Genomic DNA, 15,291 nt, shown 5'->3' with positions numbered 1-15,291 from the left:
AGAATATTTTAACACATACATCTAAACAAATTCTGAACAATCAAATCAACTCACTCTTGGCGACCTCCATGAAAGCAGCCATAGACGGAGAAATCCATTTTTCCCGATGCCAGAGCATTTGCGCAGAAAAGGATACATCTGATAAATCCCACGGCAGAGCAACCACTTCTCCATCGCTCAACTCTTTCTTCAAAGCCATTTCAGGTAATAAAGCAATCCCTAGACCAGCCGCAACACATTGTTTAATGGCTTCTACACTATGAAACTCCAGCTCTGTCAGAGCATCTGCACCTTTCTTTGTTATGGATTGGTCAAAATAAGTGCGATACGAACAGTTCTTTTCGGTCAGCAAAAAATGCTGTTTGTGGAAGTCATCAATAACTAACGCGGAACGCGATGCTAACATATGATCGGGAGAAACCACCATTTGAAAAGTCTCATCCTTTAAAAACTCTGAATGAAGGTCTTTGGAATTCATAGGCTCATCCAATACAAAGACGACATCGGCATGCCCTTCTCTCAGACTCGATTTAAGCTCTTGTCCAGACAAGGGGCGGAACAATAACCGCACACCAGGATAGTCCGCTCGGAAGCGTTTGAACAAGGCTGGAAGAAGATATGCACACAGCACTTCGTCTGCTCCGATCACAACCGTTCCAGCCAATTCTCCGTGCTGACTGGATATACACTTTGCTTCCTCTACATCGTTTAAAATCTTAGTGGCGTAAGGCAGAAACTGTTGGCCAGCATCCGTTAACACAACCTTTTTGCCTAATCGATCCAGCAATTTCACCCCGAGCTCTTCTTCCAGCGATTTGATTTGCATGGTTATGGTAGACGGTACATAGCTCAATAATTCAGCAGTTTGACTAAAGCTGCAGGTCGATGCAAGTGTCCAAAAGGTTTTTAGCTGGCGTATTTCCATGAGTCAGACACCTCCTAAGTTCAAAATAAATGAATGATATGTTCGATAACGTTTCGTTGAATTGATAATAGACGTATTGTAGAGTGAAATCAAGTTATTACTATTTTATAAGGAGAATCAATCTATGAACGATTATGAAACATATAACCTTGGAGATACATTACTTCAATCGGGACAACAGCTCCCTCAAGCCTTTATCGCTTACAAGACCTATGGAAACTTAAACGCGGCAAAGGACAATGTTATTGTTGTCCCAACATGGTTTGCTGGAATTCACACAGATAATGAATGGTTAATTGGAACGGACAAAGCACTGGACCCCAGTCGCTATTTTATCGTTGTGCCCAATATGTTGGGTAACGGTTTATCTTCCTCTCCAAGTAATACCCCTGCCCCATATGATAAGAACAACTTCCCCCTCATCTCCATGTATGACAATGTGCATGCCCAACATCAACTCATCACTCAAAAATTCGGTATCTCCAAAATCAAACTGGTTGTGGGCTGGTCTCTGGGAGCCATGCAGGTTTATCAATGGGGAACCAGTTATCCTGAGATGGTCGAGCGTATTGCCCCCTTTGGTGGAACGGCAAAGAGTAGACCCCATACACAGTTGGTATTCGAAGCAATGATCGCGGCGTTACAGGCAGATTCGAATTATAAAAATGGTAGATATGAGCGCCCTCCGGTTGCCGGTCTCGCAGCGATGGGACGAGCTTATGCTCCATGGGGGTTCTCGCAGGCGTACTATTTGGAGAAATTGTATCAATCTGAGGGTTACAACTCCTTGAAATCTTATGTAGAAGATTACTGGGATCAGGTATTTCTTCCCTTCGATGCTAACGACTTGATTACCATGTTGCGTACAGGAATCTATGGAGACATTAGCGATAATCCCGTAGATGACGGCAACTTCGAACAGGCGTTAAGCAAGATCACTGCTCCTGCACTCGTAATGCCAGGATCAAGTGACTTGTTTTTCACGCCAGAAGACAGTGCGTATGATGCTCAGCATATGCCAAACGCTGTGTATCAACCTGTAGAGTCCAAGTGGGGACACTGCTTTGGAATCGGAGCAAACGAAGAGGATTCACTCGTTATCGATCATCATCTAAAGCAATTTTTGGAGACATGAGTAAAAAAAGAAGGAGTACAAAGTAAAAAAAGTGCACAAAGCTCATTCATCTTTTCTCCGCTACAACTCAAAAGTAAAAAAAGATACCGGTTCTCGTCAATAACCTTTATATCCCGTTCCCCCTTTCTCGTTTAGAATATTTTCAAGTAAGCGATATTGAATTACGACTGATAAGGGGGAAAAGAAATGAACAAGAAAACAAAAGCCTTAGTCTTGTCTGTGTGCATGTCAACCTTATTACTCGCAGCCTGTAGCAATGGAAGCGGTGCTGATAAAGGTTCAACGACGGACAAGGATTCCAACGAGGCTGGAACGACCACCATCCATACCGTAACATCAGAATACACTTCTGCAAAATATCCAAAGGGCGACGATATCACCAACAATGTATGGATTAAGCGATACAAAGAGAAATTTAATATTGATGTCAAAACAGACTGGGTTAGCGATGAGTACGATACAAAACTCAATTTGGCTATCGCATCGAACGATCTTCCTGACGTATTCAGAGTTAATCCATCACAACTGAGACAGTTAGTCGAAGCAGATATGGTCATGGACCTTTCCGAGGTCTTTGATCAACACGCTTCAGATCGTCTCAAAGGTTACATGGAAGCAGATGCGGACAGTTACGAATCTGGAAAGAAGGACGGTAAGCTATACGGGATACCACAGATGCACTGGGGATTAATTGAACAGCCAGACTTCATCTGGATCCGGAACGACTGGAAAGAAGAATTGGGAGTCCAAGATCCGAAATCTGTGGAAGACATCAAAAATATCGCACTAAAATTCATGGAAAAGCACGGTGGTTATGGTATAGCCGTAGACCAATCGTTGGATTACCTCAACCTGCTGGCCATTGCATGGAATGCGCATCCGGATATGTGGATGGAAGATAGCACTGGAAAACTCGTGTACGGCTCCGTGCAGCCTGAGATGAAAAATGCGTTGGCTGAGTGGTCAGAATGGTACAAGCGAGGCATCATTGATCCGGAATTTGCAATCAAAGACTTTAATGCGATGAACGCGGATATCGTAGCCGGCAAAGTGGGAATGCAGCCTTATTACCAGTGGTGGGGTTATAATCCGGGTGTCGATACGGTATCCAATCTGGGTAAGGACGCCATCTTCTACCCTTATATCATCCCTACCGTTGATGGGAAAGAAGCCAAACAATCCATTTTCTTCGCCAACAACAATTATATCGTTATGAAAAAGGGATTTAAGAGCCCTGAAGAAGTGATCAAAATTTTGAACGACTATGCTTATATTGTGGATGAAGGCAATGGCAAGGAATCCACAGAAACGTTATCCGCCTTGCTGGACAACGATATTGCCCATGTTGTTGGAGCGTTCCGTGTACTTAATCCGAATTCCGATTACGAGCAATTTGAGGCGGTCTCCGCTGCCCTTCAATCCAAGGATACCAGTGGACTCACGACGTCGGGTATGTGGCAAAAATATAACAACAGTGTGGAATTCATGGAGAATGCAACCCCAGGAGCAGTTGGTGATTATTTGCAACAAGGGGCTCCAAAGAATGCGTATGGGCTTGCCAAGAAAGTACTGGACAGCGAGAACTATACAAAGACGGCCTTATGGGGTGTTACGCCAGAAATACTTTCAAGCTACGGCACAACCTTGGATGATATCCTGACCGAAGGTTTCACTAAGATCATTATGGGTAGCGAAAGTATCGATTATTTCGATGTTATTGTCCAGAATTGGCGTGCAGCCGGGGGCGATAACGCAACCCAGGCAGTTAATGAAGCCTACGGGAAGAAATAATCTCGTTTGTCACAAAGAGGGGATGAGGGGCATCTCTCCCCTTTTTTTGATAGCGATTACATTTGGCGTACAAGGAACGGAGGAATATGTATGTTGAGAAAATGGAAGCAGCAGAGTCCTTACCATCTCATGTTGATTCCAAGCCTGGTCTTGGTCTTCATCTTTTGTTACATCCCTTTCTACGGACTTATTATTGCGTTTCAGAAGTACAATCCGGGCCTCGGATTCAACTCGCCATGGGTAGGATGGGATAATTTTACCCACATATTTAATCAGCCGAACTTCGTAAGAACGATCTGGAATACATTGTACATGTCTGTCTTTAAGATTATCGGTGGTATAATCGTGCCCGTAATTTTTGCATTACTGCTTAACGAGGTACTACACAGTGGAATTAAACGTACATTTCAAACCCTTGTCTACATTCCGAACTTCCTCTCTTGGGTCATTATGGCTGGCATTATGCTGGATATCCTTAGCTCCGACGGCATTATCAATACATTTCTAAGTGTATTTGGTATTGCACCGATCTCCTTTCTTGGCACACCCTCTATTTTTCCTTGGACGATGATTGTGAGTGACATATGGAAAGGTTTCGGGTTTGGCACGGTTGTTTATTTGGCAGCCCTGACCAGTATTGATCCGGGACTTTACGAAGCCGCGGTGATCGACGGAGCGAAACGGTGGAAACAAACCATCTACATTACGTTGCCTCTCCTCATGCCAACCATTGTTTTAATGACCGTACTTTCACTTGGAAACGTACTCAATGCTGGCTTTGACCAAATCTATAATCTCTACTCCCCTGTTGTCTATCAGACGGGTGATATTATTGATACCTATGTCTACCGTTTAGGAATTCAACAAGCACAGTATTCAATTGGTACCGCTGTCGGGTTATTCAAATCGATCATTTCCAGTGTTCTCGTTGCTGTATCGTACATCCTGGCTTACAGAGTGGCTGGTTATCGTATCTTCTAAGAAGGAGGAACTCACATTATGATCTATGATAAAAGTATGAGCAGACGTGTATTTCTTATCATAAACTACACCATACTGCTTCTAATCTCTCTCCTATGTATCCTGCCGTTTATCAACTTGCTGGCTGTTTCATTCAGCAGCAGCGCAGCTGTATCTGCGGGGAGTGTTACGTTCTGGCCTGTGGAATTTACGACAAAAGCCTATGAATTTGCATTAACTGGAGGATCATTTTTCTCCTCTCTCTGGGTAGCCATTCAACGAACCGTTATCGGAACGTTGGTGAATCTGGTTCTGATCGTACTCACGGCTTATCCCCTCTCCAAATCAAAACAAAAATTGATGGGGCGTAATATCTATATGGGATTTTTCATAATAACCATGTTATTCAGTGGAGGATTAATTCCAACCTATCTCGTGGTCGTCAAAATGGGACTGATCGATTCCATATGGTCTCTGATCCTGCCTGGAGCTCTCCCCGTATTCAGTATGATTATCCTCATGAATTTCATTCGGGGGCTGCCCGAGGAGATTGAAGAATCAGCAATTATCGATGGTGCTGGGCCTGTACAAGTATTGCTTCGTATTCTACTCCCACTTCTCAAGCCCGCTCTCGCTACGGTTGGTTTGTTCAGTATCGTTGCCCACTGGAATTCCTGGTTCGATGGCATTATCTATATGAACAATCCAGCCAATTATCCGTTACAAAGTTACCTCCAGACCCTCCTGCAAAGTTTTGAGCAAATCATGCTGAAATCTGGGTCAGATTATACGCAGCTGTTGTCCATGATGAACGCCAGAACGGGGCGCGCCGCTCAAATGTTCCTGGGCGCCATTCCGATTTTACTCGTGTATCCGTTCTTACAGAAATATTTCACCAAAGGTTTGGTGCTAGGTAGCGTCAAAGGGTGAACAAAAGGGCTTGCAGTTCATACTGCGAGCCCTTTGTTTATATCTAAACTTATTTTTATGATCGCTGTACCGCATTATGAGATGTATAAATGAAAGCATGAATGACTATTTGGCTTCTATGATGGCAGGCAGCAGAATGGAGAAAATGGTACCTTCACCCATTTTACTCTCCACTTGTATTCCATAGGGTTTCCCAAAATGAAGTTGAATCCGCCGCTGCACATTATGCAATCCAATCCCATTCGTTCCCGTACCTGCACCGGACTTCTCTTCCAATAGATTCTGCATCGTATGATGATCCATACCGACGCCATTATCGCAGACTTGGATCACAACTTCATCCAGCTGTGATTGAATCCGAATGGTAATGATTCCGTCTTCTTCGAGTTCAGCGAGTCCATGAAATATCGCATTCTCCACAATGGGCTGCAGGATCATTTTGGGCATGCGATAATCCAGCAGTCTATCCTCAACCTCATATCGCATTTGAATACAATCATAGTACCTGACATTTTGAATCGTTACGTAATTCGTTATATTATCAAGTTCCTCACGAATGGTTACGAGGGTTCCATCGGATTTTGTTGCATAGCGGAGCATGGAGATTAGTGCATCGGTCATTTCCACGATTTTATCAGCCTGCTGCATTGAGGCAATCCATTTCACCGACCCAAGGGTGTTATACAGAAAATGAGGCTTGATCTGGTCATGGAGCGCACGCATCTCGGCCTTGGCTTTCTCTATTTCTTCCTGCTGCATCCGTTCGACCATCCGCTTCAATTCGTGCGACATTCTGTTAAATCGAATGGATAAATGACCAATCTCGTCTCTTGAGCCAATAGGTTCAACTTGTTCAAACTGACCTTTTTCGACCAGAGCGATATTCCGGAGCAGCGTCTTAATCGGAGTTGTGATGACATGAGATAGAAAGATGGATATGACGGCAGCAAAAAGAACAATGACTATGGCAAGCGTCACCAGATTACGGCCCAATATTTTGCCATCAGCAGTCAGCTCATCCAAAGGCATATATAAGTAAGTTGTCCATTTTTGCTGACTAAGGGGACTGGTCACCACGACATTTAGTGCTTCAGGCGGACGAACGTTGTCCCGGAACAGTGTCCCGATTAATCGTTCGTTCACGTTATATACGATCTTGTCATCCTCATCAACGATCATGAATCTGGAGCGCAGCCCTTCCTGCAAGTTTCGATTGACGATTTCGATGAATTTGATATCAATGCTGACAACAATCACGCCAAGCAGTTTTCCACTAGTCACATCATGAATTTTGCGAGCGTGTGACACTGCCAGTATTTTATTCTCCAATTGCTCGTCGATTCGTGTTGTGAGGGTAATGGTTCGATCCTTATCATGCATGAACTTTTTAAACCACAATTCGTTTGCTACTTTGAAGTTTGGATCAATGGGTTGATGTGGACTGACAAAAAGGTCTTGCCCCCCGTTCATATTGTAGAGGTAGATGGAGAATACGCGATCTTTCATCATGATATAATTCATCAGAATATTGTATGCGGCAATCTCATGTTGTTCATCACCCTCTCGCAGGAAGTCCTGGATCGGAAAACTCCCTTCATCAGTCGCAGACAGATTGTCACTAAGACCATTGCTGGCGAGCAGCGAAATTTTCTCAATCTCCTTGAGGAACTCGTCAATGCGGATATTCGTCTGTTTGGCCAGATCGTTTAGCAACGTTGTATAGTTCTGTGCCAACAACCGTTCTGAGGAGTAATACGAATTGATTGTCATCACCAATACCGGAAGGATAATGACCGTCATACAGATCACCATAATTTTGTACTTTATTCGGAAGGGCCGAACATGCTTCATATGCTGCACCTCTATTCACCGATTACATTCATCCCTGCTGTAATTCTCGATATTCCTCAGGAGTGACACCTACCGATTTTTTGAAAATCTTACTGAAGTACGTGTAATTATGGTAGCCCACCTTTTCTGCGATTTCATACACTCTCATTCCTCTGCTCAATAGATACGCCTTGGCATGTTCAATTCGAACTCGGGTCAAGTACGTAATAAAGTTCTCTCCTCGTTCCTGTTTGAACACACGGCTGAGATACGACGGATTCACACTGATTTGGCTAGCGATACTTTGCAGTGAGATATCTTCCGCATAATACTTGTCGATCAATTCAGTGGCGAGATCGGTGTAAGTACTTTCCTGTTTGATTTGGGAATCGCTTTGGAAGTAATATGCAATATGAGCAAGCATATCTTGGTGGATATCCTCCCAATACTCCCCCTTTAGAACGATTTCATAGGGTGATTTTTCTGTTAAAGAAGGTGCACCTCTTTCCGTAGCTCGGGATAGATGGGAATGTATCGTTTCCATTACCATGATATATTGCTTGCGAATGCTATTCTCATCTGCTCTTAGCTGTTCCAGATTGGATCGGCTTTTGGTTGTCTTTGCTTACCCATAACTTCAACAAATCTCGTTCTTGTTGCGGGCTTAAAGCCCCCTTAACTTCATGTCGATCTGGAGATTGAACCATATCATCGTAATACAACACCTGGTTGCTTCCTGTGAAGAAACTCTGTTGTAGAGCCGTTTCTGCCTCTTGGCAGGCCTTCCTGATGTGAAGGAAACCGGAAGTCATTCTACTCACCCCAGCCGTGAGCGATAGATTCATAAAATCCTTGATGGAAGACAGCAATTTATTACATAGTTTATTCAAGTCGGCGTGTACAGATTGGCTCTCAGGAAGTACATTGACGATCACCCAATATTCTGAGGAACTTTCAACAAAAATCTCTTTCTCCCACTTCGATGGAATGATCTCTTCCATAATATTAAGAATTGAAAATCGGAGCAGCTTTTCCCCCTTCTCTACATATTTCCGCTTTGCATCCTCGTAATAGTTCACGATGAACTTCATGACAACCAACTGGTCCGAACTTATACGAAAATGCAGTTCTTCCGCTTTGGTGACGATATCCTCCTCACTAATGAATCCGCTTACAATATCTTGGAAGAAACTATCCTTTAGATATCTTAGGCTCTTGGAATAGTCATGTGTTATAGAGGGTGTGTTGGTTGGGTGAACATGTTCACTTTGCAGTTTCTGTCCAACATTGCTCAGGAGGTCAATAAGGGAGGATTCGGTGATCTCACTTTTAATCAAGTAATCTGAAGCGCCAAGTTTTAGCGCCTCTTTCACATAATGAAATTCGTCAAAATTACTCAGGATGACATACTTACAGGTTTTCAGTACGCAGGAGGCCTCTTGTATAAGCTGCAGCCCATCCATAATCGGCATTTTAATATCTGTAATAATTAGATCAGGCATCACGTCAAGCGCAAGGCTTAATGCCTCTTTTCCATTTCCCGCCTCACCCACAACATAGAAATTGTACTCTTCCCAATTCAGCATGGAACGAATTCCAACCCGCATGAGCAATTCATCATCTACGATCATCAGTTTATACATGATATCCCCCAACATGAACCATTTTTAGATATTTTACCATTAAACGAACTGTTGCAAAGATGTCTAGCGAACCTTATTGAATTTCGGGTATCATAAATAACACTTTTACAGAACATACGTTCCTGTTATAATCAGATTATCATATTTGGTGTAACATAACATGCCCGTCTGGAAAGGATACATATCATGAATTTATACAAGTTTGAATTAACGGTGAACGGATATCTATTACGCGTGCATTTCAGTGCATCTGAAGAAAGTGGATTGAAATGGTGCAAACGAGTTGCTTCTGAATTCCAGAATAACGTTGCCAATCTGGAGATCAAGGTTGATATACATAAAAAGCAGAAACAAAAGCATGCACGGGATTATCACGGAAAGCCATATCTGTATGATAGGACACTAAGGAAAAAGCCGCTGGCGAAGAAAAATAAATCGGCTGAATCATCTGCTGTTATGTAAAGGTGTTTAAAAGACGTTCTTAAAACCAAAAAAGCCGCAATCTATTTATGCGACTTTTCTAGCAATCATCTGTTGTAATAGTTGTCTATGTTTCCTTTCTCAATGCCTCAACGATGCTCGTTTGGTTTAATCGATACATCGGCCAAGCTGTAGCAACGAGTGTTGTTGCTATGGCACCTGTACAAGCAAGAACAATACTAGACCATGGAATGGCCCAACCTACATCGAGAGCCCCTTTGAAGAGATGATGTATCCCATAGCTTAGTGCTATTCCGAGTATACTACCGTATACTGCAGCGTACACGCCGTATAAAACACCTTCCAAAAGGATCATTTTCCCTACATTGCGCTGTGTCATGCCAATAGCTTTGAGCACCGCAAATTCTTTGGTGCGTAGAATGAGATTGGTGCTGACGGTGTTCATTATATTCAGGAATGCAATAAGGACAATTACACCGATAAAACCATACAAAAAGATGCTTGCTGTGGTGGCATCGTTTTTGGCCTTTGCTCGCGCCATCACATTATCCATATAGCTGTAACCAGCGTCTTTTTCGGTTAGGGACTTGAGGTAATCCGTGATCGGCTTGTTTGAAATATCGGTTTTCGCAAGAATAAAGATCCTTGAATACGCATCGTTACCTGTAACTTTCTCTATGACTTCAGGTGTCGTAATGAGTTCAAGCATCGCGCTCTCATTATAATCTTTCGATAACACCCCTTGTTCAACGATCCCCGTCACCGTCAGTGTCTTGTATTTTTGATTCCCTCCCTCTAAAGTACGTACTTGGATGTGATCCCCAACCTTAAACTGGGTTTGGTCGATGATAATCTGTTTGCCTTCCTCCGTCGTTATAATTCGTAACTTCTGATTGAGAATGACGCCATTCTCCTGGTTCATCTTATCTTTGTCGATCGTACCAGCCGTTAGTTTGGATTTCAGAGCATCGAGTCCGTTATCTCCGTAAGATTCGAGGAAATTGTTGTCTGTTCGATACCCCTCTCCCTCTTCAACAGAATACATTCCCTTCCTGAGTTCATAGTATTTGGGATTGACTTTATCCTTCGGAAGAATTGCCATCACTTGATGGATATATAACTTATAAGCATGTTCTACTGCGTCAATTTTGACAATGTCTGAATATACGGAATCATCGATCCGCTTGGAATCCCCTTCATATTGAACTGAATAGGAATACTCGATCCCCGATTGAGACGTCTGTCCTAAGAATCCGGCCAAGCCGCTAAAGACAATAAATAGAATCATGCTGATCACTATGGAAAAGGCAGTGATGCGGAAACGCTTTTTGTTCCGCCTGATATTTCGACTAGCAAACTGCCCTTCGATACCTAACAGTTTTCCTAGCAGCATTGATTTTCGGACAGATGTGATGTCCTCCACCTTTGTGCTTCCCGAGCTATGAATCGCCTCAAGTGGGGATACCTTTGCAGCCAGTCTCGCAGGTCCGATTGCCGACAGATAAACAGTCAATAATCCCAGTACCCCGGCGATGATCAAAATTGGCAGGGAGATGACCATTTGCATATCATTCAGAAATCCCAACGCCAAAAAGCTGATGTTGTAAAACAGAAGTTTCATAAAAACAGTTCCCGTCAATAATCCAATAGGAATGGCAATTAGACTAAGTATTGTCGCCTCTTTGAGAACTAATTTGCGTATTTGTGATGGGGTAGCCCCAATGCACCGCAGCATTCCGAATTGGGAGGTCCGCTCCAGAACAGAAATATGAAACGTATTATAAATTACCGCACTCGTACAACCCATAATAATGATGATGATTGCAGCGAATGCGTATAGTAGACTGTGGTTTACACCTTCGTAGGTGCTTTCGCCATATAACTTGAGCAGTTCATTATTGTAATCGATCCGAACATTTTTAATGTCGATAGCCCTATCTAGTTTTACGGCAGAACCTTGATCCACTTTCTCAACATTTAATGATGATATGATAGCTTCTGTCTTTGGCTCGATTTGATCCATCGATTTCATTTTGACGTAAATGAAGTATTTTTTATCCGGTTTGATCGTTTGGTTATCATCATAAGTGATGGCCGGTAATATGAAGTTGGCCGACCAGGAACCCTTAGTGCCTGGGTTACTAAACCCGACGACGATAAATTCCCTCTCTGTTTGGGGGCGAAAATCCTCATCCTGATCCCAGCCGAGATCTCCCAAACCATTAATTTTTTTCATTTCCCCTGTTGATGCAACAATCCGATCTCCCAGATTTAACTTAATCGAATCACCCAGTTTCGGTTTCGTTGGAAAGCTATCCAGACTCAACGTAGGTAGGATAATTTCGTGAGAATTCTTGGGAAGTCTGCCCGCATCCAATTGAATCTGGAGTTTGCTCATTGCATCAGTGTTATAATTTTTGAGATTCAAATACCGATAAGGCGCAGCAAATGGATTTTCTCGCTTCTCTTTCTCACTCGTTTTACTAAGGACTGAATATCCTTCCCTACTAATAATTCCGGCACTCTCCACCGATGCATTATTGACAACTTTAGAGATGGCTTCTCCGGGTAATCCGTTAAAAGAAACATGGTAATCCCCGTACTCTTGAACGGTTTGCCGAACCACCTTGTCTCTGAAGCTGAGGCCGATGGTTCCGATGGCTGTAAGTAGTGTCACGGACAAAATAATGCCAACGATCGTTAGTATTGATCTTTTTTTCTGCCCTAGCAAATATTTTTGGGTAAGACTAGTATACTTATTCACGATCTCTCACCCCAGTTTGCTGCAAGAGTGTGCCATCTTTTATATTTACAACACGGTCCGCTCTCTGAGCTACATTCAGATCATGTGTGATCATAATCAAGGTTTGATTATACTTTCTGACGGAGTAGGTAAGCAGATCTACGATTTCTTTACTGTTCTTGCTGTCCAGATTGCCCGTTGGTTCGTCAGCCAAAATAATCGATGGTTTATTGATCAATGCACGTCCAATTGCAGTTCGCTGCTGTTGCCCGCCTGATAATTGGGACGGAAGGTGCTGCCTTCGATCGCTGAGTCCCAGCACGCTCAATAATTCCTCAAGATAACCCTCGTCCACATGTTTATTCTCAAGCAGCATCGGCAGTTTAATGTTTTCTTCCGCAGTTAACACCGGGATCAGATTGTATGATTGGAAAATAAAACCGATTTTGCGTCTTCTGAACACAGCCAGTTCATTTTCACTTTGAGAATACAGGTCCATACCGTCAATAATGACTTGGCCACTTGTCGGTTGATCCACTCCCCCGAGCAGATGCAGCAATGAGCTTTTGCCAGATCCGCTGGCGCCCACGATCGCAACGAATTCTCCTTGATTGACGGACAGATTAACATCTCTCAATGCTTCCACCCTAGCCTCAGCACTTCCGTATATTTTACATAAATGATCGGTCTTCAAAATTTCCACCTTGTTGTACCTCCAGTTGTATGATTAACATTGCTTGATTGTTATTATAGGTGTGGAAGCTTACGTTGAAGTGAAGAAGAAGCTTACATTACCGTAAGCTTCTTCTTAAGTCCTCTCTTTTTTGAAAAATGAAATTCTGAATGTTGTCCCTTCTTGAAGCACACTCTCCACCGTAATGATCCCTTGTTGTTCCTCAATGATCGATTTGGTCAAAGCCAGACCAATCCCTATACTGTTGGGCTTGTTATGGTTCTTTCCTTTATAAAATCGTTTGAAAATATGAGGCATATCATCGGGATGAATGCCTTCGCCTTTGTCATGGATAATGATCGTATCAAACAGTGCGTTTTCTTCCAAATGGATTTGAACCTCACCCTCTACTGGGGAGTGTTCCAGTGCATTTTTAATCAAATTTATAACAGCTTCCTTGAGCCATTCTTCATCTGCTTGCACAAACGCATTTTCACTACCGAGGATGGAGATCGTCTGCCGCTTCTGGTCTGCTACCGTCCGAAGTGAATAGACAACGCTCTCCACCATCTCCCTAAGCTCGATCCTTTCTTTTCGAAATCCAATTGCTCCCGCTTCGACCCGTGCCAGCTTCAGCAGGCTGATAATGAGCCATTCCATTCGGTCAAGCTGCTGCCGACTTCGTTCCAGAAACGTCATTCTCATTTCTTCTTTCATCCCGGGTTCATTCAGCAGATTCTCATTGAACACAATCAGAGAGGCTAGGGGTGTCTTGAGCTGGTGAGAAATGTCGGATAACAGATTGCGCAGAAAGGTTTTATCCTGCTGGAGTAGCTCCAGGCTGTTAGTTAGTCTTCCAGCCATCGCATTGAAGCTCCGGCCAAGTGAGCCGAAGTCTCCATCCTCCGTCTCAGGCAGTTTTTTATCGAATTGCTGTTCCACAACCTGCTCCGCTGCATGAGAAATCGTTCTGATTTTTACGAAAAATGTACGATACTCCCACAGAAGCAACACCATGAGTGGGATCAGGAACAACAATACTTGAGTCGCTGTTTTTAAGGGTAATGCTAGTCCTGAAAGAGCCGGCTGATCTTCTAAAGACATACCCGCCTGATATCCGTATTGTGCAAGGATACGTTGCCCCTCAGCAAGTTCATCGGCCTGGGCACCTTGGGTAACAAAGTGAATCACCTCATTCTCCAACTGGGGATCTTTCATTAACAAATGCCCGATTAGGGCACTATTCTGATTCACAATGGTTGTATTAATGCTACCGACTTGATACTGCATGTAAAAGAACATCACGAACGACAAAAGAACTTGCAGAGCAAGTACTTTAATGGCGATGGATTTCCACTCTGGATTTCGCATGACTTCAAACATGTTCATCTCCCTATAACTTCCACGTTCCATTTATATCCGATCCCCCGAACGGTTACGATATATTGTGGTGCTGCTGGAATATCTTCCACTTTCTCTCTTAACCTGCGGATATGGACAGAGAGCGTATTATCATCAATGAAGTCGCCCGAGAGATCCCAGAGATGATTCAGAATTGAACTTCTGCTGCATATCTGCTTCGGATGAGAGATCAACATCAATAGTAGTCGATATTCAAGCGCCGTCAGTGTAATTTCACTATTGTTTTTGAGTACAGTTCCTTCTAAAATACGCACCTGGATGTTATCGGATATCCATAAGCTTACTTCTTGTTTCCCCTTGTTGTTACGTCGTAATACGGCTTTAATTCGTGAAATAAGTTCTTTGGTTCGAACAGGTTTGGTTACATAGTCGTCTGCTCCGAGATCAAGCCCTGCGACCACGTTTGCTTCCTCATCCAAAGCCGTCAAAAAGATAATGGGCACTTGCGACGTTACCCGAATCTCACTGCATAGTTGATATCCCGACCCATCGGGCAAAGTGACATCCAACAAAATCAGATCGATCGACTTTGCCTGCAGTGCGTGTCTGGCTTCTTCCAAGCTACCCGCCACCACGACCTCATATCCTTCATTGGACAGTGTATATTGAATACCAAACACCAGATTTTCATCATCTTCTACGAGTAATAAGTGATTCATCGTACACCTCAGATCATGCTATTTTGAATTTGTATTTATTTCATGTTGATTATAGAGTTCCTGCGTCATTATACATCATTTGAGTTCATTCACGTGAATGTTTGCCCACTTAATGGTTTTTCTCAATGGATAGACAAAA

13 protein-coding genes are annotated in these 15,291 nt (G+C 43.2%); 5 read left to right on the top strand and 8 right to left on the bottom strand.

The window, feature by feature from the left end; genetic code table 11:
• Positions 1–40: 40 nt before the first annotated feature.
• A complete protein-coding gene (locus tag MKY44_RS13690; RefSeq protein ID WP_249910659.1) occupies positions 41–925 on the bottom strand; it encodes a LysR family transcriptional regulator in 885 nt (294 codons plus the stop codon).
• A 124-nt stretch (positions 926–1,049) separates the two neighbouring features.
• On the opposite strand from MKY44_RS13690, the gene MKY44_RS13685 reads away from it, so the two are divergent.
• The 4 genes from MKY44_RS13685 (at position 1,050) to MKY44_RS13670 (ending at position 5,741) form a co-directional block, all read left to right on the top strand.
• The gene (locus MKY44_RS13685) at positions 1,050–2,060 is read left to right on the top strand and encodes an alpha/beta fold hydrolase (protein ID WP_310335427.1); all 1,011 of its coding nucleotides are present in this window, start codon (positions 1,050–1,052) and stop codon (positions 2,058–2,060) included.
• 186 nt (positions 2,061–2,246) lie between these two features.
• Positions 2,247–3,851 carry a hypothetical protein gene (locus tag MKY44_RS13680; protein WP_341007489.1) on the top strand — a complete coding sequence of 535 codons (1,605 nt, stop codon included), beginning with the start codon at positions 2,247–2,249 and terminating at the stop codon, positions 3,849–3,851.
• A gap of 90 nt (positions 3,852–3,941) precedes the next feature.
• Positions 3,942–4,832, top strand: a complete 891-nt coding sequence (locus MKY44_RS13675) for an ABC transporter permease (protein ID WP_036615758.1) — start codon at positions 3,942–3,944, stop codon at positions 4,830–4,832.
• Positions 4,833–4,850: 18 nt separating this feature from the next.
• Positions 4,851–5,741: a carbohydrate ABC transporter permease gene (locus MKY44_RS13670; protein WP_124114740.1), complete on the top strand. Its 891-nt coding sequence runs from the start codon at positions 4,851–4,853 to the stop codon at positions 5,739–5,741.
• A 105-nt stretch (positions 5,742–5,846) separates the two neighbouring features.
• Here MKY44_RS13670 and MKY44_RS13665 read toward each other — a convergent pair whose 3' ends face one another.
• From MKY44_RS13665 to MKY44_RS13655, 3 genes are all read right to left on the bottom strand, one after another.
• Positions 5,847–7,592, bottom strand: coding sequence for a cache domain-containing sensor histidine kinase (locus MKY44_RS13665; RefSeq protein ID WP_341007488.1), 1,746 nt, complete (start codon positions 7,590–7,592; stop codon positions 5,847–5,849).
• A 28-nt stretch (positions 7,593–7,620) separates the two neighbouring features.
• The gene (locus MKY44_RS13660; protein WP_341007487.1) at positions 7,621–7,995 is read right to left on the bottom strand and encodes a helix-turn-helix transcriptional regulator; all 375 of its coding nucleotides are present in this window, start codon (positions 7,993–7,995) and stop codon (positions 7,621–7,623) included.
• Positions 7,996–8,146: 151 nt separating this feature from the next.
• Positions 8,147–9,214 carry a response regulator gene (locus MKY44_RS13655; protein WP_341007486.1) on the bottom strand — a complete coding sequence of 356 codons (1,068 nt, stop codon included), beginning with the start codon at positions 9,212–9,214 and terminating at the stop codon, positions 8,147–8,149.
• 186 nt (positions 9,215–9,400) lie between these two features.
• On the opposite strand from MKY44_RS13655, the gene MKY44_RS13650 reads away from it, so the two are divergent.
• Positions 9,401–9,676 (top strand): hypothetical protein, encoded by a 276-nt coding sequence (locus MKY44_RS13650; protein ID WP_341007485.1) that lies wholly within the window; start codon positions 9,401–9,403, stop codon positions 9,674–9,676.
• An 85-nt stretch (positions 9,677–9,761) separates the two neighbouring features.
• On the opposite strand, the gene MKY44_RS13645 is transcribed toward MKY44_RS13650, so the two are convergent.
• The 4 genes from MKY44_RS13645 to MKY44_RS13630 all read right to left on the bottom strand — a co-directional run bounded on the left by MKY44_RS13645 (position 9,762) and on the right by MKY44_RS13630 (position 15,152).
• Positions 9,762–12,419, bottom strand: a complete 2,658-nt coding sequence (locus MKY44_RS13645; protein WP_341007484.1) for an FtsX-like permease family protein — start codon at positions 12,417–12,419, stop codon at positions 9,762–9,764.
• Entirely contained in the window at positions 12,412–13,101 is a 690-nt protein-coding gene (locus MKY44_RS13640; RefSeq protein ID WP_339199761.1) for an ABC transporter ATP-binding protein, read from the bottom strand. The genes MKY44_RS13645 and MKY44_RS13640 overlap by 8 nt, the downstream gene beginning before the upstream one ends.
• Positions 13,102–13,206: 105 nt before the next feature.
• A complete protein-coding gene (locus tag MKY44_RS13635) occupies positions 13,207–14,454 on the bottom strand; it encodes a HAMP domain-containing sensor histidine kinase (RefSeq protein WP_341007483.1) in 1,248 nt (415 codons plus the stop codon).
• A gap of 2 nt (positions 14,455–14,456) precedes the next feature.
• Positions 14,457–15,152 carry a response regulator transcription factor gene (locus MKY44_RS13630; RefSeq protein WP_341007482.1) on the bottom strand — a complete coding sequence of 232 codons (696 nt, stop codon included), beginning with the start codon at positions 15,150–15,152 and terminating at the stop codon, positions 14,457–14,459.
• Positions 15,153–15,291 lie beyond the last annotated feature (139 nt).

The organism is Paenibacillus sp. FSL R7-0026, assembly GCF_038004485.1.
In the GTDB taxonomy this organism is placed as follows: domain Bacteria; phylum Bacillota; class Bacilli; order Paenibacillales; family Paenibacillaceae; genus Paenibacillus; species Paenibacillus xylanexedens_A.
Note: the sequence above shows the minus strand (reverse complement) of the source record. Positions and strands in the feature narration are given on the sequence as shown.

Excerpts from the sequence above, each read along its gene's own strand:
- MKY44_RS13635 (WP_341007483.1), bottom strand. The coding sequence starts at position 14,454 with ATGTTTGAAGTCATGCGAAATCCAGAGTGGAAATCCATCGCCATTAAA.
- MKY44_RS13655 (WP_341007486.1), bottom strand. The coding sequence starts at position 9,214 with ATGTATAAACTGATGATCGTAGATGATGAATTGCTCATGCGGGTTGGA.
- MKY44_RS13690 (WP_249910659.1), bottom strand. The coding sequence starts at position 925 with ATGGAAATACGCCAGCTAAAAACCTTTTGGACACTTGCATCGACCTGC.
- MKY44_RS13630 (WP_341007482.1), bottom strand. The coding sequence starts at position 15,152 with ATGAATCACTTATTACTCGTAGAAGATGATGAAAATCTGGTGTTTGGT.
- MKY44_RS13650 (WP_341007485.1), top strand. The coding sequence starts at position 9,401 with ATGAATTTATACAAGTTTGAATTAACGGTGAACGGATATCTATTACGC.
- MKY44_RS13660 (WP_341007487.1), bottom strand. The coding sequence starts at position 7,995 with ATGCTTGCTCATATTGCATATTACTTCCAAAGCGATTCCCAAATCAAA.
- MKY44_RS13680 (WP_341007489.1), top strand. The coding sequence starts at position 2,247 with ATGAACAAGAAAACAAAAGCCTTAGTCTTGTCTGTGTGCATGTCAACC.
- MKY44_RS13670 (WP_124114740.1), top strand. The coding sequence starts at position 4,851 with ATGATCTATGATAAAAGTATGAGCAGACGTGTATTTCTTATCATAAAC.
- MKY44_RS13665 (WP_341007488.1), bottom strand. The coding sequence starts at position 7,592 with ATGAAGCATGTTCGGCCCTTCCGAATAAAGTACAAAATTATGGTGATC.
- MKY44_RS13685 (WP_310335427.1), top strand. The coding sequence starts at position 1,050 with ATGAACGATTATGAAACATATAACCTTGGAGATACATTACTTCAATCG.
- MKY44_RS13675 (WP_036615758.1), top strand. The coding sequence starts at position 3,942 with ATGTTGAGAAAATGGAAGCAGCAGAGTCCTTACCATCTCATGTTGATT.